24 protein-coding genes and 1 pseudogene are annotated in these 24,742 nt (G+C 61.3%); 12 read left to right on the top strand and 13 right to left on the bottom strand.

The window, feature by feature from the left end; genetic code table 11:
• Nucleotides 1–6 precede the first annotated feature (6 nt).
• On the top strand, nucleotides 7–579 hold the full coding sequence (locus AC30D9_RS08375) for a xanthine phosphoribosyltransferase (RefSeq protein ID WP_109752690.1): 573 nt from the start codon (nucleotides 7–9) through the stop codon (nucleotides 577–579).
• A gap of 108 nt (nucleotides 580–687) precedes the next feature.
• On the opposite strand, the gene AC30D9_RS08370 is transcribed toward AC30D9_RS08375, so the two are convergent.
• From AC30D9_RS08370 to dadA, 6 genes are all read right to left on the bottom strand, one after another.
• Nucleotides 688–2,610, bottom strand: a complete 1,923-nt coding sequence (locus AC30D9_RS08370; protein WP_490143869.1) for an acetyl-CoA hydrolase/transferase C-terminal domain-containing protein — start codon at nucleotides 2,608–2,610, stop codon at nucleotides 688–690.
• Between the two features lie 133 nt (nucleotides 2,611–2,743).
• Nucleotides 2,744–3,160, bottom strand: a complete 417-nt coding sequence (locus tag AC30D9_RS08365; RefSeq protein ID WP_490143868.1) for a c-type cytochrome — start codon at nucleotides 3,158–3,160, stop codon at nucleotides 2,744–2,746.
• A 183-nt stretch (nucleotides 3,161–3,343) separates the two neighbouring features.
• Entirely contained in the window at nucleotides 3,344–3,892 is a 549-nt protein-coding gene (locus AC30D9_RS08360) for a cupin domain-containing protein (RefSeq protein WP_003206841.1), read from the bottom strand.
• Between the two features lie 128 nt (nucleotides 3,893–4,020).
• Nucleotides 4,021–5,094, bottom strand: a complete 1,074-nt coding sequence (gene alr, locus AC30D9_RS08355; RefSeq protein ID WP_490143867.1) for an alanine racemase — start codon at nucleotides 5,092–5,094, stop codon at nucleotides 4,021–4,023.
• A 96-nt stretch (nucleotides 5,095–5,190) separates the two neighbouring features.
• Complete coding sequence (locus AC30D9_RS08350; protein WP_109752699.1) at nucleotides 5,191–5,544, bottom strand: RidA family protein; 354 nt, start codon at nucleotides 5,542–5,544, stop codon at nucleotides 5,191–5,193.
• Complete coding sequence (gene dadA, locus AC30D9_RS08345) at nucleotides 5,516–6,820, bottom strand: D-amino acid dehydrogenase (RefSeq protein WP_109752701.1); 1,305 nt, start codon at nucleotides 6,818–6,820, stop codon at nucleotides 5,516–5,518. Before dadA ends, AC30D9_RS08350 begins: the two co-directional genes overlap by 29 nt.
• Nucleotides 6,821–6,975: 155 nt before the next feature.
• On the opposite strand from dadA, the gene AC30D9_RS08340 reads away from it, so the two are divergent.
• A complete protein-coding gene (locus tag AC30D9_RS08340) occupies nucleotides 6,976–7,464 on the top strand; it encodes an Lrp/AsnC ligand binding domain-containing protein (RefSeq protein ID WP_003206849.1) in 489 nt (162 codons plus the stop codon).
• Between the two features lie 120 nt (nucleotides 7,465–7,584).
• Here the strand turns inward: AC30D9_RS08340 and AC30D9_RS08335 are convergent, their stop codons facing one another.
• Complete coding sequence (locus AC30D9_RS08335) at nucleotides 7,585–7,938, bottom strand: YkgJ family cysteine cluster protein (RefSeq protein WP_307572738.1); 354 nt, start codon at nucleotides 7,936–7,938, stop codon at nucleotides 7,585–7,587.
• A gap of 145 nt (nucleotides 7,939–8,083) precedes the next feature.
• Between AC30D9_RS08335 and AC30D9_RS08330 the strand changes: the two genes are divergently transcribed.
• The gene (locus AC30D9_RS08330) at nucleotides 8,084–9,397 is read left to right on the top strand and encodes an NAD(P)/FAD-dependent oxidoreductase (RefSeq protein ID WP_307572741.1); all 1,314 of its coding nucleotides are present in this window, start codon (nucleotides 8,084–8,086) and stop codon (nucleotides 9,395–9,397) included.
• A gap of 175 nt (nucleotides 9,398–9,572) precedes the next feature.
• Here AC30D9_RS08330 and AC30D9_RS08325 read toward each other — a convergent pair whose 3' ends face one another.
• Nucleotides 9,573–9,818: a DUF1127 domain-containing protein gene (locus tag AC30D9_RS08325; protein ID WP_134926397.1), complete on the bottom strand. Its 246-nt coding sequence runs from the start codon at nucleotides 9,816–9,818 to the stop codon at nucleotides 9,573–9,575.
• A 179-nt stretch (nucleotides 9,819–9,997) separates the two neighbouring features.
• Between AC30D9_RS08325 and AC30D9_RS08320 the strand changes: the two genes are divergently transcribed.
• Both AC30D9_RS08320 and AC30D9_RS08315 read left to right on the top strand, forming a co-directional pair.
• Nucleotides 9,998–11,431 carry an aminotransferase-like domain-containing protein gene (locus tag AC30D9_RS08320; RefSeq protein WP_134926398.1) on the top strand — a complete coding sequence of 478 codons (1,434 nt, stop codon included), beginning with the start codon at nucleotides 9,998–10,000 and terminating at the stop codon, nucleotides 11,429–11,431.
• A gap of 61 nt (nucleotides 11,432–11,492) precedes the next feature.
• Nucleotides 11,493–13,058: a phospholipase D family protein gene (locus AC30D9_RS08315; protein ID WP_134926400.1), complete on the top strand. Its 1,566-nt coding sequence runs from the start codon at nucleotides 11,493–11,495 to the stop codon at nucleotides 13,056–13,058.
• Between the two features lie 29 nt (nucleotides 13,059–13,087).
• Here AC30D9_RS08315 and AC30D9_RS08310 read toward each other — a convergent pair whose 3' ends face one another.
• Together AC30D9_RS08310 and AC30D9_RS08305 are read right to left on the bottom strand one after the other, a co-directional pair.
• Nucleotides 13,088–14,230 carry an MFS transporter gene (locus tag AC30D9_RS08310; protein WP_163856183.1) on the bottom strand — a complete coding sequence of 381 codons (1,143 nt, stop codon included), beginning with the start codon at nucleotides 14,228–14,230 and terminating at the stop codon, nucleotides 13,088–13,090.
• 192 nt (nucleotides 14,231–14,422) lie between these two features.
• Nucleotides 14,423–15,916: an aldehyde dehydrogenase gene (locus AC30D9_RS08305; protein WP_134926404.1), complete on the bottom strand. Its 1,494-nt coding sequence runs from the start codon at nucleotides 15,914–15,916 to the stop codon at nucleotides 14,423–14,425.
• 244 nt (nucleotides 15,917–16,160) lie between these two features.
• On the opposite strand from AC30D9_RS08305, the gene AC30D9_RS08300 reads away from it, so the two are divergent.
• Together AC30D9_RS08300 and AC30D9_RS08295 are read left to right on the top strand one after the other, a co-directional pair.
• On the top strand, nucleotides 16,161–16,523 hold the full coding sequence (locus AC30D9_RS08300; RefSeq protein ID WP_490143866.1) for a cupin domain-containing protein: 363 nt from the start codon (nucleotides 16,161–16,163) through the stop codon (nucleotides 16,521–16,523).
• Nucleotides 16,524–16,690: 167 nt separating this feature from the next.
• A complete protein-coding gene (locus tag AC30D9_RS08295) occupies nucleotides 16,691–16,945 on the top strand; it encodes a peptidase inhibitor (RefSeq protein WP_232199874.1) in 255 nt (84 codons plus the stop codon).
• Nucleotides 16,946–17,036: 91 nt separating this feature from the next.
• Here AC30D9_RS08295 and rpmG read toward each other — a convergent pair whose 3' ends face one another.
• Nucleotides 17,037–17,192 (bottom strand): 50S ribosomal protein L33, encoded by a 156-nt coding sequence (gene rpmG / locus AC30D9_RS08290; protein WP_003177274.1) that lies wholly within the window; start codon nucleotides 17,190–17,192, stop codon nucleotides 17,037–17,039.
• A gap of 11 nt (nucleotides 17,193–17,203) precedes the next feature.
• A complete protein-coding gene (gene rpmB, locus AC30D9_RS08285; RefSeq protein WP_003177273.1) occupies nucleotides 17,204–17,437 on the bottom strand; it encodes a 50S ribosomal protein L28 in 234 nt (77 codons plus the stop codon).
• Between the two features lie 436 nt (nucleotides 17,438–17,873).
• Between rpmB and AC30D9_RS08280 the strand changes: the two genes are divergently transcribed.
• The gene (locus tag AC30D9_RS08280) at nucleotides 17,874–19,460 is read left to right on the top strand and encodes an ABC transporter substrate-binding protein (RefSeq protein WP_307572747.1); all 1,587 of its coding nucleotides are present in this window, start codon (nucleotides 17,874–17,876) and stop codon (nucleotides 19,458–19,460) included.
• Between the two features lie 135 nt (nucleotides 19,461–19,595).
• Here AC30D9_RS08280 and radC read toward each other — a convergent pair whose 3' ends face one another.
• Nucleotides 19,596–20,270, bottom strand: coding sequence for a RadC family protein (gene radC, locus AC30D9_RS08275; RefSeq protein WP_116833744.1), 675 nt, complete (start codon nucleotides 20,268–20,270; stop codon nucleotides 19,596–19,598).
• 139 nt (nucleotides 20,271–20,409) lie between these two features.
• Here radC and coaBC point away from each other — a divergent pair, with 139 nt between their 5' ends.
• The 4 genes and pseudogenes from coaBC (at nucleotide 20,410) to argB (ending at nucleotide 24,667) form a co-directional block, all read left to right on the top strand.
• Complete coding sequence (gene coaBC / locus AC30D9_RS08270) at nucleotides 20,410–21,618, top strand: bifunctional phosphopantothenoylcysteine decarboxylase/phosphopantothenate--cysteine ligase CoaBC (RefSeq protein ID WP_490143865.1); 1,209 nt, start codon at nucleotides 20,410–20,412, stop codon at nucleotides 21,616–21,618.
• 5 nt (nucleotides 21,619–21,623) lie between these two features.
• Entirely contained in the window at nucleotides 21,624–22,079 is a 456-nt protein-coding gene (dut, locus tag AC30D9_RS08265; protein WP_003206867.1) for a dUTP diphosphatase, read from the top strand.
• A gap of 251 nt (nucleotides 22,080–22,330) precedes the next feature.
• Nucleotides 22,331–23,734 (top strand): annotated as a pseudogene (locus AC30D9_RS08260) (phosphomannomutase/phosphoglucomutase); the annotation flags it as partial.
• A gap of 27 nt (nucleotides 23,735–23,761) precedes the next feature.
• Entirely contained in the window at nucleotides 23,762–24,667 is a 906-nt protein-coding gene (gene argB, locus AC30D9_RS08255) for an acetylglutamate kinase (protein WP_003206871.1), read from the top strand.
• Nucleotides 24,668–24,742 lie beyond the last annotated feature (75 nt).

Raw genomic sequence — 24,742 nt, 5'->3', positions numbered from 1 at the left:
GGCTTCATGGAAGCCCTGCACCAGAAAATTCGCGAGCAAGGCATCGTGCTTTCCGACCAGGTTCTGAAAGTCGACGCGTTCCTCAACCACCAGATCGACCCGCAGTTGATGAAGCTGATCGGCGATGAATTCGCGGCGCTGTTCAAGGACTCGGGCATCACCAAGATCGTCACCATCGAAGCCTCAGGGATTGCCCCGGCGATCATGACCGGGCTGAACCTCGGCGTGCCGGTGATTTTCGCTCGCAAGCAACAGTCCCTGACCCTGACGGAAAACCTGCTGTCGGCAACCGTGTATTCGTTCACCAAGAAGACCGAAAGCACCGTGGCCATCAGCCCGCGCCACCTGACCAGCAGCGACCGGGTGCTGATCATCGATGACTTTCTCGCCAACGGCAAAGCCTCCCAGGCGCTGATCTCCATCATCAAGCAGGCCGGCGCCACCGTCGCAGGGCTGGGGATCGTGATCGAGAAGTCGTTCCAGGGCGGTCGCGCGGAACTGGATGCCCAGGGCTATCGTGTTGAATCGCTGGCTCGGGTGAAGTCGCTGGCGGACGGCGTCGTCACCTTCATCGAATAACCTTGTGGGAGCGAGCCTGCTCGCGATAGCGATTTGTCTGTCACATCAATGTGCCTGACAGACCGCTATCGCGAGCAGGCTCGCTCCCACAGTGGAATGTGCGCTCCGTTAAGGCGCAGTGGTCTTGAGCCCGGCAAGCAACAACCGCTGGAACAATTCTTCCTTCAGTCCCTCGGGACTCGTCAGCTGCATCCGCTCCAGATGCCCGGCAAACTCCCATGGCTCCGGTGCATCCAGCGCCGCCTTGCCCAATTCCAGGATCTCGGTGAGCTTGAACTTGCTCTTGAGCCAGTTCAGCGCTCGCAACAGATCCCGCTCTATGGCGTCGAAATCACACCCCAGCGGGTACTCCGGGAATAGATTCGGGTGCCGCGCCTGGATGGCCTGTAAACGTTCCGAGGTGTTGTCCGCGAACCGTGGGTCGAGACGGAAATCCTTCGGCAACTTGCCGGCTTTTTGCGCCTGCTCGATCAGCCCGGGCTGGAAACGTGAGTCGCTGATGTTCAGGAGTGCCTCGATCACTGCGGCATCGGTCTTGCCCCGCAGGTCGGCGATGCCGTACTCGGTCACCACAATGTCCCGCAGGTGTCGGGGAATCGTGCAATGGCCGTACTCCCAGACGATGTTCGAGCTGATCTCGCCCCCGGCCTCACGCCAACTGCGCAGGAGCAGGATCGAACGCCCGCCCTCCAGCGCATGGCCCTGGGCGACGAAGTTGTACTGCCCGCCCACGCCGCTGAGCACCCGCCCGTCTTCCAACTGATCGGCCACCCCGGCCCCCAGCAGGGTCATGGTGAAGACCGTGTTGATAAAACGGGCATCGAGACGCTGCAGGCGCTTGAGTTGCTCCTGGCCATACAGCTCGTTGATGTAACTGATGCGGGTCATGTTGAATTCGAGACGACGGCTTTGCGGCAATTCACGCAGGCGTTGGTAAAAACTGCTCGGCCCGAGGAAGAATCCGCCGTGTATGCAGATGCCGTCAGGTTGCGCCGCCTCGTCCAGGGTTCCGGCGTTGGCCCGCTCCTGGGTCGGTTCGTCGGGGTAGACCTTGCGCCGGACGATCCCGGCCTCGGCCAGCACCAGCAAACCGTTGACGAACATTTCACTGCAACCGTACAGCCCTTTGGCAAACGGCTCGACCCCGCCCTCGCGCTCGATCAGTTGCGCCCACTGGCTAAGGTTCAGGTCCGCCAGCAACGCCTGGTAACCGGTGTTATCGGCCTGGCGCGCCAGCAACGCCGCCGTCAATGCATCGCCCATGGAGCCGATGCCGATCTGCAGCGTGCCGCCGTCGCGCACCAGGGTACTGGCGTGCAGGCCGATCAGATGATCCTGGAAGCCCACCGGCATGTTCGGCGTGGAGAACAATGTGTGATTGTCCTTCTCGTCGATCAACAGGTCGAAAGCATCGATGCCGACTTCCGCGTCGCCCGGCATGTAGGGCAAATCGTTATGCACCTGGCCGACCAGGAGGATGGTCTCCCCGGCTGCCCGGCGCTTGGCGATCATCGGCAGCAGGTCGAGGGTGATGTCCGGGTTGCAGCTCAGGCTCAGGCGATCCGGATGTTCAGGATCACTCGCCACCAGTTGCGCCACCAGGTTCAGGCCGGCAGCGTTGATGTCTCGGGCGGCGTGGCTGTAGTTGCTGCTGACATAGTTCTGCTGGGCCGATGCACTGTGCAGCAGGCTGCCGGGCTGCATGAAGAACTGCTCGACCCGTATGTTGGCTGGCAGGCTGTCCCGGTGCAGGTCGGCGAGATAATCCAGTTCGGGGTAGTCGCCGAAGACTCGCTCGATAAAGGGTTCGAGGAAGCGTTTCTGCAACCCATCGCCCAGGTTCGGTCGACCCAGGCTCAGGGCAGTGTAGATGGTCAACTGTCGCTCGGGCAGTTGTGCGATGCGCCGGTACAGCGCATTGGCGAACAGGTTGGGTTTGCCCAGCCCCAGGGGCATGCCGAGGTGAATATGCGCGGGCAGGCGCTCGAGCACGTCATCCACCGCCTGTTCGATTGAACACAACTGCACCATCGGACCCTCCAGGACATTCCATGAATGTGGGTTGGACCGAGCTTGCCGCGTCTTGGTTGCGATGAACAGCCCTGGCAAAACAGCGGCCGCAAAAAAGCCGCTCGTAAGCGGCTTTCTTGTGGAAGATGCTGGCTTATTTCAGACCGGACATCTTTTGGATGGCGCCTTTGAGATCAGCCTCCGTGCAATCGGCACAGGTACCTTTGGGTGGCATGGCGTTGATGCCGGTAACGGCTTTAGCCAGGATGCCGTCAAGGCCGCCCTGATGGTCGGCGCGCTCTTTCCAGGCGGCCGCGTCACCGATTTTCGGAGCACCCAACAGGCCGCTGCCGTGGCAAGCGTTGCAATGCTTGGCAATCACCTCATCCGGCGTCTTGGCGCCGCCTGCGCCGCCAGCGGCAGTGGCAACTTCCATCCCCTTGCATTCTTTCCCCTGAACGCAGACCTGGCCGACCGGTTCAAGGCGCTTGGCGATATCGTCGGTGGGCGCCGCTTGGGCACTGACTGCCCATAGGGCCAATACGGTTGCTGGTGCAGCCAGCATTTTCATAATTAGGTTCACGCGTACACCCTCAATGGTGGCTAGTCACGCCTGCGGCCACGGTTTGCAGGCGGGCGCAAGTATAGCGGTAAGCCCGTCACACTGAAACAACCCCAAAGTCGCAAGGGTCTTGTTTGAAGTGACAGCTCCTCCCTCGGGCGCCTTTGCCGTACAGGCCCGGCGCCTCTTTCCCTAGAAATTGGCCGGGGTGGCTGCGCTGATCAGTCGCGCCGGCACATCGAACGGATTACGGAAACGGTGGGGCTTGGTGCTCTCGAAATAGTAGCTGTCGCCAGCTTCGAGCACGAAGGTTTCGACACCGACCACCAGCTCCAACCGCCCTTCCACCAGGATTCCGGTTTCCTCGCCCTCATGGGTGAGCATCTCTTCACCCGTGTCGGCGCCCGGCGGATAGATTTCGTTGAGAAAGGCGATCGCCCGGCTCGGGTGTGCCCGGCCCACCAGCTTCATGGTCACGGCGCCGTCGGAGATGTCGATCAGTTCGTTGGCTTTGTAGACGATCTGGGTCGGTTTCTCCTGAAGGATTTCTTCGGAGAAAAACTCGACCATGGACATGGGAATCCCGCCAAGGACCTTGCGCAGCGAGCTGATCGAGGGGCTGACGCTGTTCTTCTCGATCATCGAAATAGTGCTGTTGGTGACGCCCGCGCGCTTGGCGAGTTCACGCTGGGAAAGGCCTTTGAGTTTACGAATGGATTGCAGTCGTTCACCGACGTCCAATGCTGGAGCCTCCAGGGAATCAGGTTGTGAGGAAAGTGAGCGTTATCATGGCGACAGCGTTCAGTATTTACAACACTTTGACCCGAATCCTGTGCGGTGAAGCGACTTTCGGTAGCTCGCGCCGTGCGTCAATGCCCGGAATAGAGCCGTGGCACCCGTCGCAGGTTGCAGAAAATCTGATAGGGGATCGTGTCGGCGGCCTTGGCGACATCGCTGGCGAGGATGTTCTTGCCCCATAACTCCACGGTAGAACCGAGCCCGGCCTGGGGGATATGCGTCAGGTCGACACACAGCATGTCCATCGACACCCGTCCGACCAGTTGGCTGCGTTGCCCCTCCACCAGCACCGGTGTGCCGGTGGGGGCTTGGCGTGGGTAGCCGTCGGCATAGCCCATGGCGACCACGCCCACCCGGGTCGGTTGCGTGGTCACAAAACGGGCACCGTAGCCCACCGGTTCGCCAGCGGGCAATTCGCGCACGCTGATGATCTTCGACTCCAGGGTCATCACCGGTTGCAGGCGCGAGGCAACGGCGTTGGGTTCGTCAAAGGGCGTGGCCCCGTAGAGCATGATGCCCGGGCGCACCCAATCACTGGGGATCTGCGGCCAGCCCAGCACCGCTGGTGAGTTGCGCAGGCTGATCTGCGCCACCAGGCCCTGGCGGGCTTTGTCGAATGTCGCCAGTTGCTCGGTGCTGCTGGGATCGTGCAGCTCGTCGGCACGGGCGAAGTGGCTCATCAAGACAATCTTCGCCACCTTGCCACTGGCGAGCAGACGACGGTAGGCGGCCTGGTAGTCCGCCGGATGCAGGCCGACCCGGTGCATGCCCGAATCGAGCTTGAGCCAGACGGTGATCGGCTGGCTCAGCGCGGCCTTTTCAATCGCTTCGAGCTGCCACAACGAATGCACCACACACCAGAAATCGTGCTCGACGATCAGTGGCAGTTCATCGGCCTCGAAAAAACCTTCCAGCAGCAGGATCGGTCCACGGATCCCGGCGGCCCGCAGTTCCAGGGCTTCTTCGATGCAGGCCACGGCGAACCCGTCTGCCGTGTCCTGCAGTGCCTCGGCGCAACGCACCGCGCCGTGCCCGTAGGCGTCGGCCTTGATCACCGCCAAGGCCTTGGCCCCGGTGACCTCGCGGGCCAATTGGTAATTGTGGCGCAGGGCTTGAAGGTCGATCAGGGCACGGGCAGGACGCATGGCGGCAGACTTCTAGGCGGTCATTGAATAAAAAACCGGCGCCGGCTGACAGCATGAACCACCAACAGCACCGGGAGAGGGATCGTTTGGCCGGTATTACGGCAGTGCAGCCACGACGGACAGCTCCACCAGAATCTCCGGTTCGCACAGCTTGGCTTGCACCGTGGCACGAGCCGGGGCAACGCCTTTGGGCAACCATTTGTCCCAGACGGCGTTCATGCCTTCGAAGTGCGCCTCGATGTCTTTCAGGTAGATCGTCACCGACAGCAGACGGTTCTTGTCGGTCCCGGCCAAGTCCAGCAAGCGCTCGATGTTGGCCAGGGTCTCACGGGTCTGCTGCTCGATACCGGCGCTCATGTCGTCGCCGACCTGCCCCGCCAGGTAAACGGTGCCGTTGTGCACGACAACCTGGCTCATGCGGTCATTGGTGAGCTGGCGCTGGATTGACATGTTTTGCAGACTCCTGGTGTTTGCTGCCATAACGGGAAATATCGAGGCCTTCGGCGCTGATCTGTGGCTTTTTCTTCGCCATCAGGTCGGCCAACAGGCGACCGGAACCACAGGCCATGGTCCATCCGAGGGTACCGTGGCCGGTGTTCAGGAACAGATTCTTGAAAGGTGTGGCCCCCACGATTGGCGTGCCGTCCGGGGTGGTCGGGCGCAGGCCGGTCCAGAAACTCGCCTCGGCCAGGTTGCCGCCCTGAGGATAAAGGTCGTTGACGATCATCTCCAGGGTTTCGCGCCGACGCGGGTTGAGGGACAGGTCAAAACCGGCGATTTCCGCCATGCCGCCCACCCGAATGCGGTTGTCGAACCGGGTGATCGCGACCTTGTAGGTTTCATCGAGAATGGTCGAGGTCGGCGCCATCGCCGGGTTGGTGATCGGCACGGTCAAGGAATAACCTTTGAGCGGATACACCGGTGCGCGGATACCCAGCGGCTTGAGCAATTGCGGCGAGTAGCTGCCCAAGGCCAGGACGTAGCGGTCGGCGGTTTCCAGCTTGCCGTCGATCCAGACACCGTTGATGCGATCGCCGGCGAAGTCCAGGCGCTGGATATCCTGGCCGAAGCGAAATTGCACACCCAGCTTCGTCGCCATTTCCGCCAGGCGCGTGGTAAACATCTGGCAATCGCCGGTCTGGTCGTTGGGCAGGCGCAAGGCGCCCGCCAGGATGTCGGTGACATTGGCCAGGGCCGGCTCGACACGGGCGATGCCCGCACGGTCAAGCACTTCGAACGGCACACCGGACTCTTTCAACACCGCGATGTCTTTCGCCGCGCCATCGAGCTGGGCCTGGGTGCGGAACAACTGTGTGGTCCCCAGGCTGCGGCCTTCGTAGGCAATGCCGGTTTCGGCGCGCAGCTCGTCCAGGCAATCACGGCTGTACTCGGACAGGCGCACCATGCGCTCCTTGTTGATGGCATAGCGGCTGGCGGTGCAATTGCGCAGCATCTGTGCCATCCACAGGTATTGGTCAATGTCGGCAGTGGCCTTGATCGCCAGCGGCGCATGGCGCTGCAGCAGCCATTTGATGGCCTTGAGCGGTACGCCCGGCGCGGCCCACGGCGAGGCATAACCCGGCGATACCTGGCCGGCATTGGCGAAACTGGTTTCCATGGCGGGCGCTGGCTGACGGTCGACCACCACCACTTCGAATCCGGCCCGGGCCAGATAGTAAGCACTGACGGTACCGATGACGCCGCTACCCAATACCAGAACGCGCATGTTGATGCCCTCATCGCGGATAACCGCTGACGTTTGTTGTACATAGCTCAGATGGGCGCAGTGTAAAAAAGATTAGCCAGTGCTTTTCACTATATAAATGCCTATATTTGGCGAGAATTCTCGGCAACAACCCTTTTTACGGAGGCGCATCCCCTGTGCGTACCAACACCCAGACCAAACGCGAGCTGGACAAGATCGACCGTAACATCCTGCGTATCCTCCAGGCGGACGGACGAATCTCCTTCACCGAGCTGGGAGAAAAGGTCGGCCTTTCCACCACGCCTTGCACCGAGCGGGTACGGCGCCTGGAGCGCGAGGGCATCATCATGGGCTACAACGCCCGGCTCAACCCGCAACACTTGAAGGGTAGCCTGCTGGTGTTTGTCGAGATCAGCCTCGACTACAAATCCGGCGACACCTTCGAAGAATTCCGACGCGCCGTGCTGAAATTGCCCCACGTACTGGAATGTCACTTGGTGTCAGGGGATTTCGACTATCTGGTGAAGGCGCGGATTTCCGAGATGGCTTCGTACCGCAAGCTGCTGGGGGACATCCTGCTCAAGCTGCCCCATGTGCGCGAATCCAAGAGCTATATCGTGATGGAAGAGGTGAAGGAGAGCTTGAACCTGCCGATTCCGGATTGAGCCTGGCTCAAGGCAATGGTTATCAGGACGGCCGCTTTCGCGAGCAGGCTCGCTCCCGCACAGAGATCCATTGTGGAAGCGGGCTTGCTCGCGAAGGCCGCGACTCGGTATCGCTGCCTGCTAGACCAACACCTGCCGGTTGCTGGCCATGTATTCGTGAATCTGCTGCTCGACCCGCGGATGGATCAACTCCACCGGTCGCCGCCCATTGGGGCATGGCAGGGTCGCCGTGGTGCCGAACAGCCGACAGATCAACGGTCGCTCTTCATACACGGTGCAACCGTTGGGGCCCAAGTGCACGCAGTCGAGCGCGTCCATGGCCGCGTCCTGCTCGGCGCGAGTCTTGCGGGGCAAGCGGGCCATTTCCTCGGGCGAGGTGGTCACCGGACCACAGCAGTCATGGCAGCCCGGTACACACTCAAACGTGGGAATCTGCTGGCGAAGCGTGCGGATTTTTTGACTGTTGCAGCTCATCGAGGCGGCTACCGGGGGAGATGGTCCGGGATTTTGCCTTAAAAGCCACGGGCCAGACAGCGCCAACCGACCGGTGTTGCCCGGGGAGGAATCCCCGGCTTATGCTCCGTAAAATTTCTCAAACACAATAATCAGGATTACGCACATGAACGCCCGTGTTCAGCAACCTGTCCCGAGCCACGCGCACGCCGCCTCTTATTACGCCGCCAGCAGCCTGCCGCAACCGGACCATCCGGTATTGCAGGGTGAGTTGGTGACGGATGTCTGCGTCGTGGGTGGTGGGTTTTCCGGGTTGAACACGGCGATCGAACTGGCCGAGCGCGGCCTGAGCGTAGTGCTGCTGGAAGCGCACAGGATCGGCTGGGGCGCCAGTGGGCGTAACGGCGGCCAATTGATTCGCGGCGTCGGCCATGGTCTCGATCAGTTCGAACCGATCATCGGCGCCGACGGCGTACGCCAGATGAAGCTCATGGGCCTTGAGGCCGTGGAAATCGTCCGGCAACGCGTCGAGCGTTTTCAGATTCCTTGCGACCTCACCTGGGGCTACTGCGACCTGGCCAACAAGCCCAGCGACCTGGAAGGCTTCGCCGAAGACGCCGAAGAGCTGCGCAGCCTGGGCTATCGCCACCAGACCCGACTGCTGCAAGCCGACGAAATGCACAGCGTCGTGGGCTCGGATCGCTACGTCGGCGGGTTGATCGACATGGGCTCAGGCCATCTGCATCCGCTGAACCTGGCCCTGGGTGAAGCCGCCGCCGCGCAGCAACTGGGGGTCAGGCTGTTCGAGCAATCAGCGGTCACGCGTATCGACTACGGCCCTGAAGTGAAGGTGCACACCCAGCAGGGTTCGGTTCGCGCCAAGACGCTGGTACTGGGCTGCAACGCCTACCTCAACGGGCTCAATCCGCAACTGGGCGGCAAAGTGCTGCCGGCCGGCAGCTATATCATCGCCACCGAACCCTTGAGCCAAGCCCAGGCCCAGGCGTTATTGCCACAGAACATGGCGGTCTGCGATCAACGCGTGGCGTTGGACTACTACCGGCTTTCAGCGGATCGACGCCTGTTGTTCGGCGGGGCCTGTCATTACTCCGGCCGCGACCCGCAGGACATTGGCGCCTACATGCGTCCGAAGATGCTCAAGGTATTCCCGCAGTTGGCGCAGGTGAAAATCGATTATCAATGGGGCGGGATGATCGGCATCGGTGCCAACCGTTTGCCGCAGATCGGCCGGCTCAAGGACCAGCCCAATGTGTATTACGCCCAAGCCTATTCCGGCCATGGAGTGAACGCCACGCACCTGGCCGGCAAATTGTTGGCCGAAGCGATCAGCGGACAGCAGAGCAGCGGTTTTGACTTGTTCGCCCAGGTTCCGCACATGACCTTCCCGGGTGGCAAGCATTTACGCTCACCGCTGTTGGCGCTGGGGATGTTGTGGCATCGATTGAAAGAGTTGGTTTAACCCCTGAATACCCAGCAGTGGAACCAGACACTTATCAGTGTGGCGAGGGGATTTATCCCCGCTGGGGCGCGAAGCGGCCCTAAAACCTGACACCGGGGAGTGTCAGGTAGATTGCCTTGGGTCTGCTTCGCAGCCCAGCGGGGATAAATCCCCTCGCCACAAGGTCCTGCGCGTTTCATAGCCGCCAGAACGGTTTGAGCCCCTCCTCCCGCGCCTGCTCCCGGCTCAGCCCGATATCACGCAACTGTTCGGGTGTAAGTTCCAACAAGGCTTTGCGTGTATGCAGACGATGCCAGAACAGGGCCCAGCGGCTCAGGTCGGACGGCGCATTGCGCAACATTGCGTCGCGCAGTCCATTCTCCTGCCCTGCCGCCAGTTCCTGACTGTGTAACGTCAGCCGCACATCGCTCAAGCCGTTCATTTTGATCGCTCCTGTTTACTTGGGTAGCCAGAGGTTTCATGATGCGCGGACGGTCAAAAGCAATACAGATTCAACCTATTTCTTTTATAAGCATACAGATTCGCTATCTGCGCCACTGAATCATCATTTTCCAACCCAACTGTATTGGTTGCAGTTGTCTATCTCATCGGGAGTGCACCATGACCCTCTACGTGAACCTCGCCGAACTGCTCGGCACCCGCATCGAACAGGGCTTCTACCGGCCCGGTGACCGGCTGCCTTCAGTGCGGGCTTTGAGCACGGAACACGGGGTCAGCTTGAGTACGGTGCAGCAGGCCTATCGCGTGCTGGAGGACAGTGGGCTGGCGATGCCGAGGCCCAAGTCCGGCTATTTCGTGCCCGTGGGCCGTGAATTGCCGGACCTGCCGGTGGTAGGCCGTCCGGCCCAGCGCCCCGTGGATATTTCCCAGTGGGACCAGGTGCTGGAACTGATCCGCGCCGTACCCCGCCCGGACGTGGTGCAACTGGGACGCGGCATGCCGGATATCAATTCGCCGACCATGAAACCGCTGCTGCGCAGCCTGGCGCAGATCAGCCGCCGACAAGACATGCCTGGCCTGTATTACGACAACATCTACGGCAACCTCGCGTTGCGCGAACAGATCGCCCGCCTGTCGCTGGATTCCGGCTGCCAACTGGGCCCCAACGATTTGATCGTCACCACCGGCTGTCATGAGGCGCTGTCGGTCAGCATCCGCGCCACCTGCGAACAAGGCGATATCGTCGCGGTGGACTCACCCAGCTTTCACGGGGCCATGCAAACCCTCAAGGGCCTGGGCATGAAGGCCTTGGAAATCCCCACCGACCCACTCACCGGCATCAGCCTGGACGCGCTGGAACTGGCGTTGGAGCAATGGCCGATCAAGGCCATACAGTTGACCCCCAGCTGTAACAACCCGCTGGGCTACATCATGCCCGACGCCAATAAACGCGCGCTGCTGAACCTGGCACAGCGCTTCGACGTGGCGATCATCGAAGATGATGTGTATGGCGAATTGGCCTACACCTACCCTCGCCCACGCACCATCAAGTCCTTCGATGAAGACGGCCGCGTCCTGCTCTGCAGTTCGTTTTCCAAGACCCTGGCGCCTGGCTTGCGCATTGGCTGGGTCGCGCCAGGCCGGTATCTGGAGCGGGTGCTGCACATGAAATACATCAGCACCGGCTCCACCGCGCCACAGCCGCAGATCGCCATTGCCGAATTTCTCAAGGGCGGGCATTTCGAACCCCATTTGCGCCGTATGCGTACGCAATACCAGCGCAATCGCGACGTGATGATCGATTGGGTCAGCCGCTACTTTCCGTCGGGCACCCGCGCCAGTCGCCCTCGGGGCAGCTTCATGCTGTGGATCGAGTTGCCGGAAGGCTTCGACACATTGAAGCTCAATCGGGTGTTGCTGGACCAAGGGGTGCAGGTCGCGGTCGGCAGCATCTTTTCGGCATCGGGCAAATACCGCAATTGTCTGCGGATAAACTACGCTGCCAAGCCAACGGCTCAGATCGAAGAGGCTGTACGCAAGGTGGGGGCCGCTGCTATCGCGCTGTTGAACGAAACCCAGCGCGACGTCGTCTGAACTTTATCCAGGGAAGCAGTACCCAACAGCCGATCAACGCAAACAAGCGGAACGCTCCTACGTGAGATCCAGATCGATCCTGCCTTCGCTTTTGTTAGTCGCCTCGCTGCTGGGCGGCTGCGCCAGTTTTGATATCACCCGCGAGCCCTCCCAAGCGTTGCCGGCCGCCGAATCCTCGTTCGGCCGCTCGGTCCAGGCCCAGGCCGCGCCCCATGAAGGCCGTTCCGGCTTTCGGTTGCTCTCCGACAGCACCGAAGCCTTCACCGCCCGGGCCGAGCTGATTCGCCATGCCCAAAGCAGCCTGGACCTGCAGTATTACATCGTCCACGACGGCATCAGTACACGGATGCTGGTGGATGAACTGCTCAAGGCCGCCGACCGGGGCGTGCGCGTGCGCATCCTGCTGGACGACACCACCAGCGACGGCCAGGATCAGATTATCGCGACCCTCGCCGCGCACCCGCGGATCCAGATTCGCCTGTTCAACCCCCTGCACCTGGGCCGCGCCACCGGCGTGACTCGTAGCCTCGGACGCCTGTTCAACCTGTCGTTGCAGCATCGACGGATGCACAACAAGCTGTGGCTGGCGGACAACAGCATGGCCATCGTCGGCGGCCGCAACCTGGGCGATGAGTATTTCGACGCCGAACCCAACCTGAACTTTACCGACATCGACCTGCTCGGCGTCGGGCCGGTGGCCGAACAACTGGGGCACAGTTTCGACCAGTACTGGAACAGCGCCCTGAGCAAGCCCATCGAACAGTTTCTGTCTCCTCGCCCCACGCCCAAGGACCTGGCCAACAGCCGCCTGCGCCTGCAAGAGTCCCTGGAGCAGACCCAGAAGGAAAACCACGCGCTCTACCAGCAACTGACCGCCTACAAGACCCAGCCACGCCTGGATACTTGGCGTGACCAGTTGATCTGGGCCTGGAACCAGGCGCTGTGGGACGCACCCAGCAAAGTGCTGGCCAAGGACGAACCAGATCCGCAACTGTTGCTGACCACGCAACTAGGGCCCGAACTGACGGGGGTCAGCAAGGAACTGATCATGATTTCCGCCTACTTCGTCCCCGGCCAGCCAGGTTTGGTGTACCTGACCAGCCGCGCCGATGCCGGGGTGTCGGTGAGTCTCTTGACCAACTCCCTGGAAGCGACCGATGTGCCAGCGGTGCATGGCGGCTATGCGCCGTATCGCAGGGCACTGCTGGAACATGGCGTGCGCCTGTTCGAGTTGCGACGGCAACCGGGCGACAAAGGCAGCAGCCCTCACCTGTTCTACAGCAAGTCCTATGGCGAATCGGATTCCAGCCTGCACAGCAAGGCGATCATCTTCGACCAGCAAAAGTCCTTCATTGGCTCGTTCAATTTCGACCCACGCTCGGTGCTGTGGAACACCGAGGTTGGCGTATTGGTGGACAGTCCGGAGCTTGCCGGCCAAGTCCGCGAGCTGGCCTTGCAGGGCATGGCGCCAGCGCTGAGTTACCAGGCACGGCTGGAGAATGACAAGCTCGTATGGACCACCGAAGACAACGGCCAGACCCACGACCTGGGCCGTGAACCGGGCAGTTGGTGGCGCCGCTTCAATGCCTGGTTCGCCACGACCATCGGGTTGGAACGGATGCTTTAGGTCCGGGCCGCGTTTGTGGCAAGGGATGTTCAGGCCGTTTGTGTCGCCCCGAATGCCCCTTGGCGCAACAGCAGGATCACCAAGCCGAACGCCCCCGCCGCCATGAACAAAGGCAGCGCATGCCCGCTGATCCATTGGCTGCCCGCTCCCGCCGCCAGCGGGCCGATCAGGCAACCGAGGCCCCACAGTTGCGCGACATGAGCGTTGGCCCGTACCAGCGCATCGTCGCGGTAACGCTCGCCGATCAGGATCAGCGACAAGGTGAACAAGCCTCCGGCACTGGCACCAAACAGCACCCACAGCGGCCAGATCAACAGGGTATCGATCAAAAGCGGAACCGCCAGGCTCGATAACGTCAGCGCCACCGCGCACCCCGTCAGCAGCGCCCGGCGAGACACGCGATCGGCCAGGGCGCCAATGGGCAATTGCAACAAGGCATCGCCGACCACCACGGTGCTGACCATCGCCAGCGCAATATCGGCGCTGAAGCCCTGGCGCAAACAGTAGACCGGCAGCAACGTGAGGATCATCGCCTCGAACGCCGCGAACAACGACACCGCCCAGGCAATCGCCGGCAAGCCTCGGCAAAATGTCCACAAATCGCCGAACGTGACGCTGCCGGCCTCGCTGCTTGGCGCCCCGCTGCGACCCAGCAACAGCAAGGGTGCGATCAACAGCAGGCCGACACCCACCCAGAAGCCGTAATCATGATCGGTTCCCAGCGCGCCCAGCAGCAACGGGCCGGCCAACTGGCTCAGGGCGTAACTGCTGCCATAAAGCGCCACCAATCGTCCGCGCCATTGTTCAATGACCAGTTGGTTGATCCAGCTCTCGCCGAGAATGAACACCAGGGTCAGGACCACGCCAATCACCAGGCGCAGCACCAACCAGACCGGGTAGCTGGGCAATAGCGCCAGCAGTCCGATAGACAGCGCCCCACCCCACAGGCACAGGCGCATCAACCTCGCCGTGCCGAACTGCGTCGCCAGCCGACTCGACACCTTGGCCCCGAGCAACACCCCGACAGCCGGCATCGCAGCCATCACACCGATGGCGAACGAGCCATAGCCCCAGCCTTCGAGACGCAGCGACACCAGCGGCATGCTCACGCCCAGGGCCAGGCCGACACTCAGGACAGACGCCAACACGGCGAAATAAGTCGCCCAACGCATTTCCACGCTCCTGTGGAGAGTTATCGATTTTTCAGGCATCACTACAAAACAATGTGGGAGCGAGCCTGCTCGCGATGCGGAGCAACATTCAACTGAATCGTCGACTGTCATACCGCTATCGCGAGCAGGCTCGCTCCCACAGGGAGATCAACGCTGCATGAAGCCCCCCGGTCACCCTGGGGGCCATCACCGTTACAGCTTGATCCAGGTCGCCTTCAGCTCGGTGTACTTGTCGAACGCATGCAGCGACTTATCGCGACCGTTGCCCGACTGCTTGAAGCCACCGAACGGCGCGGTCATGTCGCCACCGTCGTACTGGTTGACCCAGACGCTGCCGGCACGCAGGGCCTTGGCGGTCAGGTGGGCCTTGGAAATGTCCTTGGTCCATACCGCCGCAGCCAGGCCGTACGGCGTGTCGTTGGCGATCTGCACGGCTTGCTCGGCGGTGTCGAAGGCGATGACCGACAGCACCGGGCCGAAAATCTCTTCCTGGGCGATTTTCATCGCGTTGCTCACGCCATCGAAAATCGTCGGCTCGACGTACGTACCGCCGGTTTCCTCAAGGATTCGCTTGCCACCGGCCACCAGCTTGGCGCCGTCGCTGTGACCGGCCTCGATGTAGGACAGCACGGTGTTCATCTGCTGGGTGTCCACCAGGGCGCCGACATTGGTAGCTGGGTCCAGGGGGTTGCCAGGCTTCCAGCCCTTGAGGGCTTCGATCACCAGCGGCAGGAAGGTGTCCTTGATGGAACGCTCCACCAACAGGCGCGAGCCGGCAGTGCAGACTTCGCCCTGGTTGAACGCGATGGCACTGGCGGCGGATTCAGCAGCGGCTTGCAGATCCGGGGCATCGGCAAACACGATGTTCGGGCTCTTGCCGCCGGCTTCCAGCCAGACACGCTTCATGTTGGATTCGCCGGAGTAGATCATCAGTTGCTTGGCGATCTTGGTGGAGCCGGTGAACACCAGGGTATCGACGTCCATGTGCAGGGCCAGGGCCTTGCCAACGGTATGGCCGTAGCCAGGCAGCACGTTCAGCACGCCTTTCGGAATGCCGGCTTCAATCGCCAGGGCCGCGATACGGATGGCGGTCAGCGGGGATTTTTCCGACGGTTTGAGCACCACCGAGTTGCCGGTGGACAGCGCCGGACCAAGCTTCCAGCAGGCCATCATCAGCGGGAAGTTCCACGGCACGATAGCGCCCACGACGCCCACCGGCTCACGGGTTACCAGGCCCAACTGATCGTGCGGGGTGGCCGCCACTTCGTCGTAGAGCTTGTCGATGGCTTCGCCGCTCCAGCTCAACGCTTGAGCTGCTCCTGGGACGTCGATGTTCAGCGAGTCGCTGATCGGCTTGCCCATGTCCAGGGTTTCGAGCAGGGCCAGCTCTTCGGCGTTCTGCCTGAGCAGGCCGGCGAAACGAATCATGGTGGCTTTGCGCTTGCTTGGCGCCAGGCGCGACCAGACGCCGGAATTGAAAGTGGCGCGGGCGTTTTCGACGGCACGCTGGGCGTCGGCAACGTCACAGCTGGCGATCTTGCCGAGCAGGCGGCCATCGACCGGGCTGAGGCAATCGAAGGTTTCGCCGGACACCGCATCGGTGTACTCGCCGTTGATAAAGGCGCGGCCTTCGATCTTCAGGTCGCGGGCGCGTTGTTCCCAATCGGCACGAGTCAGGGTGGTCATGCGTGTGTCCTCCTCTTATTGAGTAAGAACGCCGCGCAATGCGCAGCGCTCAACGAATTCTGCCCGGCCAGCCTGTTTTCCGCGCTGTTTTCGGCGCTATCTTTGGCACAGGGCACCCGCCACCCTAAACCAGCGGCTGGTCATGTTTCAATATATTTGACATAACGCCGGTAAACGACCTTGCGATGTTCGTTTTAATAAACATAGACTCGAAACCTTCCAAGCCATCACCGGGATCTACCGCATGAGCATTCAGGACATCGTCGATTTCAGCCAGGCCAATACTCCTGCCGAACGCTATCGCCCGGACGCGGCCAAGGTGTTCAAGGGCGATCCCGAACAAACCGTGTTCAACCACTACAGCAGCCCCTGCGGGCAAATGAATGCGGGCGTATGGGAAGGCGCCATCGGTCAGTGGATGGTCAACTACACCGAGCATGAATATTGCGAGATCGTCCAGGGCGTTTCCGTGCTGCGCGACGACGATGGCAATGCCAAGACCTTGCGGGCTGGCGACCGTTTTGTCATTCCAGCGGGTTTCAAGGGCACCTGGGAAGTGTTGGAGCCGTGCCGCAAGATTTATGTGGTCTTCGAGCAGAAGGCTTGAGCCCCGCTGAAAAAGCCGCTGACACTCTAACGCTGGTCAATGACCGGCCAAGCAGATGAGACTGCTCGCGGGCGCCACATTTTATTGTCGCAACGGCTACGCACAGGAGGTGCGGCCACCCCGACAGGTGAGCGACCCGACCTATCAATATTTGCAAGGAGGCAAACATGCCCGTCTTACCCGATCAAGGCGACACCGTCGTCATTCCCATGCCGACCGATCAATGCGATCTCGCCATCGCCCAATACACCATCGGTCAGAAATGCACCCCCGAACTGCTTGAAGAGGTTCGCGCCCTGGCCAATGGAGCTCCCGTGCGCGCCACGGGCCCGAAGTATCCTACGAGCTGGGATCTGCGTCCGCGACGCATCAACCTGCATACCAATGCCGACAGAATCATTGTCAGCATCAACTGCGGCTGATCGATAACGTCGCTGATACACAAACCAACGCACAACAAAAAAGGCCCGTATCTCGCGATACGGGCCTTTTTCGTAAGAAGGGAAAAATCAATTACTTGATTTTGCCTTCCTTGTAGATCACGTGCTTGCGAACAACCGGATCATATTTCTTGATCTCGATTTTGTCCGGGGTAGTACGCTTGTTCTTGTCGGTAGTGTAGAAGTGACCAGTACCGGCGCTCGAGATCAAACGAATCAATTCACGCATGATTAGCTCCCTTAAACCTTGCCATCGCGACGAAGTTCGGCCAGCACGACACTGATGCCACGCTTGTCGATGATGCGCATGCCCTTGGCAGATACGCGCAGACGCACAAAACGTTTCTCTTCTTCAACCCAGAAGCGGTGATGCTGCAGGTTCGGCAGGAAACGACGACGGGTTTTGTTGTTTGCGTGGGAAATGTTATTCCCAGTCACCGGACCCTTACCGGTAACTTGACAGACTCTCGACATGCCTCAGCCCTCTAAAACCACATGCCCAACCCGGCATGGGTTGGCCGCTTAATCTCTCAGTCATTTGGCGCCAGGCGCCGCGTTTCTTTAAGGGTCTTACCGGCTACACCTACAGTGAAGGAACCGGGCCCCTAGAAAAGAGCGCTGCTTTATACCAGAAAGACCACAGCGCAACAACAGTCGATGTGATTTGTCTTCACCGGGAATCCTCGACCAACCGCCCTGGACGGCTGGGGTAAAGGCCGGCGCGGCCCGTTACCACTCGTCGCTGCGCGCAGGTTTTTTTCACCCGCGACGGTTTTGAGCCATCAACGCGCCGGCGCAGAGTGCCGGAAAATGCAAAAAGGGGATAGTCATTTAGCGACGAGCCCACTAGGGTAGGCCTTTTCCAGACTGCACTCGCAGATGGGCCTTCGACTTGCACAGGAAACCGACCATGCGCCTCGCTGCCCTACCATTGTTGCTCGCCCCTCTGCTGATTACCCCGCAGGCCTTGGCCGCCGCCCTGAGCGTCTGCACCGAAGCCAGCCCGGAAGGGTTCGATGTCGTCCAGTACAACTCCCTGACGACTACCAACGCCTCTGCCGACGTGCTGATGAACCGCCTGGTGGATTTCGACACCGCCAGCGGCAAGGTGGTCCCCAGCCTGGCCGAACACTGGGAAGTCTCGACCGACGGCCTGACCTACCTGTTCAAGCTACGCCCACAGGTCAAGTTCCATCGTACCGAGTACTTCACGCCGCGCCGCGACCTGACCGCCGAAGACGTGAAATTCAGCTTCGAGCGCATGCTCGACCCGGCGAATCCTTGGCACAAGGTTGCGCAGAGTGGTTTCCCCCACGCCCAGTCCATGCAGCTACCCGCCCTGATCAAGAAAATCGACGCACTGGACCCGCTGACCGTTCGCTTCACCCTCGATCACGCGGATTCGACCTTCCTGGCGACGTTGAGCATGGGCTTTGCCTCCATCTATTCGGCCGAATACGCCGATCAGTTGCTCAAGGCCGGCACACCGGAAAAACTCAACAGCCAACCGATCGGTACCGGCCCGTTCATTTTCAACCGATTCCAGAAAGACGCTTCGATTCGCTACAAGGCCAATGCTGATTATTTCGGCGGCAAGCCCCAAGTGGATCCCTTGATCTTCGCCATCACGCCAGACGCCAACGTGCGCCTGCAGAAACTGCGTCGCAACGAATGCCAGATCGCCCTGTCACCCAAGCCGCTGGACGTACAGGCCGCCCGCCAGGAGCCCACGCTGGGCGTGGCCCAGACGGACGCCTTCATGACCGCGTTCGTGGCGATCAACAGCCAGCATCCGCCACTGGACAAACCTGAGGTGCGCCAAGCCATCAACCTGGCGTTCGACAAGGCCAGCTACCTCAAGACTGTCTTCGAAGGCACCGCCGAAGCCGCCAATGGCCCCTACCCGCCCAACACCTGGAGCTATGCCAAGAGCCTGCCGGGCTACGCCCATGACCCCGCCAAGGCTCGTGAATTGCTGGCCAAGGCCGGTTTGAAGGAAGGTTTCCAGACCACCATCTGGACTCGGCCATCCGGCAGCCTGCTGAACCCCAACCCCAGCGTCGGCGCGCAACTGCTGCAGTCCGACCTGGCGGAAATCGGCATCCAGGCCGAAATCCGCGTGATCGAATGGGGAGAACTGATCCGCCGCGCCAAGGCCGGCGAACATGACCTGCTGTTCATGGGCTGGGCGGGCGACAACGGCGACCCGGACAACTTCCTCACGCCGCAGTTTTCCTGCGCGGCGGTCAAGTCCGGGACCAACTTCGCCCGCTACTGCAACCCCGACCTGGACAAACTGATCAGCGCCGGCAAGACCACCAGCGAACAGGGTGTGCGCGCCAAGCTCTACGAACAGGCACAGGCGCAGATCCAGCAACAGGCCCTGTGGCTGCCGCTGGCCCACCCAACCGCCTTCGCCCTGACCCGCAAGGATGTCCAGGGTTATGCGGTCAGCCCATTTGGGCGGCAGGATTACTCGAAGGTCAGTATCAAGTAACCGGCTGCATGCTTTAAAACCTGTGGGAGCGGGCTTGCTCGCGAAAGCGGTGGGTCAGTCAGCATTGATGTCGCCTGACACGACCTCTTCGCGAGCAAGCCCGCTCCCACAGGAATTGCAATTGCCTGATATCGCCTACATCCACCCATACTCCGCCATGGACAGCGGCTCCCCCTCGCCAACGATGAAGTGATCGAGCACCCGCACATCGATCAGCTCCAACGCCTCCTGAAGCCGTTCCGTGAGCACCCGGTCGGCCTGGCTGGGCTCGGTATTGCCGGAGGGATGGTTGTGACACAGGATCAATGCGGCGGCGTTATGGGCCAGGGCACGCTTGACCACCTGCCGGGGATAGACGCTGGCGCTGTCGATGGAGCCGCGAAACAACGCCTCATATGCCAGCACCCGATGTCGGGAATCCAGGAACAGACATCCAAATACCTCATGGGGCTCGTGGCGCAGCATGGCCTTGAGGTAGTCCCGCACTGCCAGCGGACTTTCCAGTACAGAATCTCGTCGCAGATTTTCGGCCAGATGCCGACGGCCCATTTCCAGCACGGCCTGCAACTGCGCGAACTTCGCCGGCCCCAGGCCCAGGTGTGCGCTGAAGGTGCGCAGATCGGCCTCCAGGAGAATCCGCAGGCCGCCGAATTGATGCAGCAGATGTCGCGCCAGGTCCACCGCACTTTTCCCGGACACCCCCGTGCGCAGGAAAATCGCCAACAGCTCGGCATCCGAAAGACTCGCCGCCCCCCACTCCAATAACCTCTCCCGCGGCCGCTCGGCCGTCGGCCAATCCCGAATACTCATGACATCTCCCTGATTGTGGCACCGCTGTTCCATAGCGGTCGCTGTGATATCGTAGCCCATCTTTTTTGCAGGCGATTTGCCCCTGGCAGCGGCCAAGGGGGTCGCCTCGCACTGACCACTGAAATCGAAAGGCAGGCCTATGCAGCGGCTGTATCGGAAACGCATCGTTCTGGGCGTCGGCGGCGGCATTGCCGCCTACAAGAGCGCCGAGCTGGTTCGCAGGCTTATCGACCAGGGCGCGGAAGTACGGGTCGTCATGACCCGCGGCGGCGCTGAATTCATCACCCCACTGACCATGCAGGCCCTGTCCGGGCACCCGGTCCACCTGGATTTGCTCGACCCGGCGGCAGAGGCCGCCATGGGCCATATCGAACTGGCCAAGTGGGCCGACCTGGTGCTGATCGCCCCGGCTACCGCCGATCTGATCGCCCGTTTGGCCCAGGGCATCGCCGATGACCTGTTGACCACCCTGGTGCTCGCCACTGACGCCGTGGTCGCCGTCGCGCCCGCCATGAACCAGGCCATGTGGCGCGACCCGGCGACCCAGGCCAACCTGCAATTGCTGGAAAGCCGCGCCCTGAAGGTCTTCGGCCCGGCCTCCGGGAGCCAGGCCTGCGGCGATGTCGGCATGGGCCGCATGCTTGAAGCCACTGACCTGGCCCAGTGCGCCGCCGACTGCTTCCAGCGCCAGGCGCTGACCGGCAAACACGTACTGATTACCGCCGGACCGACCCAGGAAAACATCGACCCGGTGCGCTACATCACCAACCACAGCTCCGGAAAAATGGGCTTCGCCCTGGCCGAAGCCGCCGTGGAAGCCGGCGCCCGGGTAACGCTGATCACCGGCCCCGTGCATTTGCCGACCCCGGACCGGGTCACCCGCATCGACGTGGTCAGCGCCCGGGACATGCTCGCCGCCTGCGAAGCAGCCATCCCGTGCGACCTGTTCATCGCCTCGGCTGCGGTAGCGGACTACCGCCCGGAAGTAGTCGCCCCGCAAAAATTGAAGAAAGACCCTACAAGCGGCGACGGCCTGCTACTACAAATGGTGCGCAACCCGGACATCCTGGCCAGCATCGCCACCCGCCCCGACCGCCCGTTCAGTGTCGGCTTCGCCGCCGAGACCGAACACCTGCTCGATTACGCCGCGCGCAAGCTCAAGGACAAGAACCTGGACTTGATCGTCGCCAACGACGTCGCCAACCCGAACATCGGCTTCAACAGCGAAGAAAACGCCTGCAGCGTGATCGACCGCCAGTTGCACGCCACGCTTTTCGCCCAGACCAGCAAGAGCAAGATCGCTCGCCAACTGATCACTTTTATCGCCGAACGGCTGAACCAGGTTTAATTTTCATGCACGCTCTACAAGCCAAGATCCTCGACCCACGCATCGGCAACGAATTCCCACTGCCGCAATACGCGACACCGGGCTCCGCCGGCCTCGACCTGCGGGCCATGCTCAAGCAGGACACGATCCTGGAGCCGGGCCAGACCCTGCTGATCCCTACCGGCCTGTCGGTGTACATCGGCGACCCGGGCCTGGCCGCGCTGATCCTGCCACGCTCGGGCCTGGGCCATAAGCACGGCATCGTGCTGGGCAACCTGGTGGGCCTGATCGACTCCGATTACCAGGGCGAACTGATGGTCTCGTGCTGGAACCGCGGCCAGACAGCGTTCAACATCGCCGTAGGCGAACGCATCGCACAGTTGGTGCTGGTTCCAGTGGTTCAGGCTCACTTCGAACTGGTCGAAGAATTCGACGAAAGCCAGCGCGGTGCCGGTGGTTTCGGGCATTCCGGCAGCCATTGAGCGGTGGTTTCAGGCCGGGCGTCCTGCCCGGCCCGTTTATTAAGCTTCTATTTCAGGACAAAAAATGCGCAATGGCTTTCTGCTAGGTTTCCCAACCGGAATCAATGTATTAGGCGAGCGAGACCGGGGTAACGCTGTCTCATGGCATTTTCCCACCACGAACTCTCTGTCAAAAACGCCGTCATACCCTTCAGCTTGAGCCTGCCGACGCCCATCGTCGGCCTGTCCAGTCACCTTCCTGATAGAGCGCCCCGCCCATGAACACCCCAGCCGCAATCGCCCCGATCTTCCCTGAAAGCATCTTCCGCGCCTACGACATCCGTGGCGTGGTACCGGAAACCCTCACCGCCGAAACCGCCTACTGGATCGGCCGCGCCATTGGCTCCCAGAGCCTGGCCCAGGGCGAACCGAACGTGTGTGTCGGCCGTGACGGCCGTCTGTCGGGCCCCGAGCTGGTCGAACAACTGATCAAAGGCGTTGCCGACAGCGGCTGCCACGTCAGCGACGTGGGCCTGGTGCCGACCCCGGCGCTGTACTACGCCGCCAACGTGCTGGCCGGTAAATCCGGCGTGATGCTCACCGGCAGCCACAACCCGTCGAACTACAACGGTTTCAAGATCGTCATCGCCGGCGACACCCTCGCCAACGAGCAGATCCAGGCCCTGCACACCCGCCTCAAGACCAACGACCTGAGCAGCGGCCAGGGCAGCATCACCAAAGTCGATATCCTCGAGCGCTACAACGACGAAATCGTCAAGGACGTGAAACTCGCCCGCCGCCTGAAAGTGGTGGTCGACTGCGGCAACGGCGCGGCCGGTGTGATCGCCCCGCAACTGATCGAAGCCCTGAACTGCGAAGTCATCCCATTGTTCTGCGACGTGGACGGCAACTTCCCTAACCACCACCCGGACCCGGGCAAACTGGAAAACCTCGAAGACCTGATCGCCAAGGTCAAGGAAACCAACGCCGACCTGGGCCTGGCCTTCGACGGTGACGGCGACCGCGTGGGCGTGGTGACCAATACCGGCAGCGTGGTGTTCCCCGACCGCCTGCTGATGCTGTTCGCTCGCGACGTGGTGGCGCGCAATCCGAACGCTGAAATCATCTTCGACGTTAAGTGCACCCGTCGCCTGGTGCCGTTGATCAAGGAATATGGCGGTCGTCCATTGATGTGGAAAACCGGTCATTCGTTGATCAAGAAAAAAATGAAACAAAGCGGCGCCCTGCTGGCCGGTGAGATGAGCGGCCACATCTTCTTCAAGGAGCGCTGGTTCGGTTTCGACGACGGTATCTACAGCGCCGCGCGCCTGTTGGAAATCCTCAGCAAGGAAAAATCCAGCGCCGAAGAGCTGTTTGCCACCTTCCCGAACGATATTTCTACGCCAGAAATCAATATCCATGTGACCGAAGAGAGCAAATTCAGCATCATTGATGCACTGCACGACGCTCAATGGGGCGAAGGCGCCGAACTGACCACCATCGACGGTGTGCGGGTCGACTATCCCCACGGCTGGGGCCTGGTTCGCGCATCCAACACCACGCCGGTGCTGGTGCTGCGTTTCGAGGCCGACAACGAAACCGAACTGCAGCGCATCAAGGACGTGTTCCACACCCAACTCAAACGTGTTGCACCTGATCTCCAACTACCGTTTTGATTTTTTGAAGCACTACCGGAGCCCTGAATGACCCTCGAACGCGAAGCCGCCGCCAACACCGCCAAGGTCCTGTCCGAAGCGTTGCCTTATATCCGACGCTACGTCGGCAAGACCCTGGTGATCAAATACGGCGGCAACGCGATGGAAAGCGAGGAGCTGAAAACCGGCTTCGCCCGCGACATCGTGCTGATGAAGGCCGTGGGCATCAACCCGGTGGTCGTACACGGCGGCGGCCCGCAGATCGGCGACCTGCTCAAGCGTCTGTCGATCGAGAGCCACTTCATCGATGGCATGCGCGTCACCGACGCGCAGACCATGGATGTGGTGGAAATGGTCCTGGGCGGCCAGGTCAACAAGGACATCGTCAACCTGATCAACCGTCATGGCGGCAGCGCCATCGGCCTGACAGGCAAGGACGCCGAGCTGATCCGGGCGAAAAAACTCACCGTCACCCGCCAGACGCCGGAGATGACCCAACCGGAAATCATCGACATCGGGCATGTGGGCGAAGTGGTCGGCATCAACACCGACCTGCTGAACCTGCTGGTCAAGGGCGATTTCATCCCGGTCATCGCGCCGATCGGCGTGGGCGCCAACGGTGAGTCGTACAACATCAACGCTGACCTGGTGGCCGGCAAGGTTGCCGAAGCGCTGAAAGCTGAAAAGCTGATGCTGCTGACCAACATCGCCGGCCTGATGGACAAGTCGGGCAAGGTCCTGACCGGGCTGTCGACCCAGCAGGTCGATGACCTGATCGCCGACGGCACCATCTACGGCGGCATGCTGCCCAAGATTCGTTGCGCGCTGGAAGCGGTACAGGGCGGCGTCGGCAGCTCGCTGATCATCGACGGCCGGGTTCCGAATGCGATTCTGCTGGAGATCTTCACCGATACCGGCGTGGGTACGTTGATCAGTAATCGCAAGCGTCCCTGATACCTGAAACGCAAAAGATCGCGACCTTGACAGCTCCATAGTGGAATTCGAAACACGAATGCCATTTTGCGCTGG

This window comes from Pseudomonas sp. DF11 (assembly GCF_058148565.1).
This window is presented reverse-complemented; position numbering and strand designations above follow the sequence as displayed.

Coding starts and splice junctions, on each gene's coding strand:
- AC30D9_RS08320 (WP_134926398.1), top strand. CDS start 9,998: ATGACCCTCTACGTGAACCTCGCCGAACTGCTCGGCACCCGCATCGAA.
- AC30D9_RS08330 (WP_307572741.1), top strand. CDS start 8,084: ATGAACGCCCGTGTTCAGCAACCTGTCCCGAGCCACGCGCACGCCGCC.
- rpmB (WP_003177273.1), bottom strand. CDS start 17,437: ATGTCGAGAGTCTGTCAAGTTACCGGTAAGGGTCCGGTGACTGGGAAT.
- AC30D9_RS08375 (WP_109752690.1), top strand. CDS start 7: ATGGAAGCCCTGCACCAGAAAATTCGCGAGCAAGGCATCGTGCTTTCC.
- radC (WP_116833744.1), bottom strand. CDS start 20,270: ATGAGTATTCGGGATTGGCCGACGGCCGAGCGGCCGCGGGAGAGGTTA.
- rpmG (WP_003177274.1), bottom strand. CDS start 17,192: ATGCGTGAATTGATTCGTTTGATCTCGAGCGCCGGTACTGGTCACTTC.
- AC30D9_RS08280 (WP_307572747.1), top strand. CDS start 17,874: ATGCGCCTCGCTGCCCTACCATTGTTGCTCGCCCCTCTGCTGATTACC.
- AC30D9_RS08365 (WP_490143868.1), bottom strand. CDS start 3,160: ATGAAAATGCTGGCTGCACCAGCAACCGTATTGGCCCTATGGGCAGTC.
- AC30D9_RS08305 (WP_134926404.1), bottom strand. CDS start 15,916: ATGACCACCCTGACTCGTGCCGATTGGGAACAACGCGCCCGCGACCTG.
- AC30D9_RS08310 (WP_163856183.1), bottom strand. CDS start 14,230: ATGCGTTGGGCGACTTATTTCGCCGTGTTGGCGTCTGTCCTGAGTGTC.
- alr (WP_490143867.1), bottom strand. CDS start 5,094: ATGCGTCCTGCCCGTGCCCTGATCGACCTTCAAGCCCTGCGCCACAAT.
- AC30D9_RS08350 (WP_109752699.1), bottom strand. CDS start 5,544: ATGTCAATCCAGCGCCAGCTCACCAATGACCGCATGAGCCAGGTTGTC.
- coaBC (WP_490143865.1), top strand. CDS start 20,410: ATGCAGCGGCTGTATCGGAAACGCATCGTTCTGGGCGTCGGCGGCGGC.
- AC30D9_RS08335 (WP_307572738.1), bottom strand. CDS start 7,938: ATGAGCTGCAACAGTCAAAAAATCCGCACGCTTCGCCAGCAGATTCCC.
- AC30D9_RS08370 (WP_490143869.1), bottom strand. CDS start 2,610: ATGGTGCAGTTGTGTTCAATCGAACAGGCGGTGGATGACGTGCTCGAG.
- AC30D9_RS08295 (WP_232199874.1), top strand. CDS start 16,691: ATGCCCGTCTTACCCGATCAAGGCGACACCGTCGTCATTCCCATGCCG.
- dadA (WP_109752701.1), bottom strand. CDS start 6,820: ATGCGCGTTCTGGTATTGGGTAGCGGCGTCATCGGTACCGTCAGTGCT.
- dut (WP_003206867.1), top strand. CDS start 21,624: ATGCACGCTCTACAAGCCAAGATCCTCGACCCACGCATCGGCAACGAA.
- argB (WP_003206871.1), top strand. CDS start 23,762: ATGACCCTCGAACGCGAAGCCGCCGCCAACACCGCCAAGGTCCTGTCC.
- AC30D9_RS08300 (WP_490143866.1), top strand. CDS start 16,161: ATGAGCATTCAGGACATCGTCGATTTCAGCCAGGCCAATACTCCTGCC.
- AC30D9_RS08325 (WP_134926397.1), bottom strand. CDS start 9,818: ATGAACGGCTTGAGCGATGTGCGGCTGACGTTACACAGTCAGGAACTG.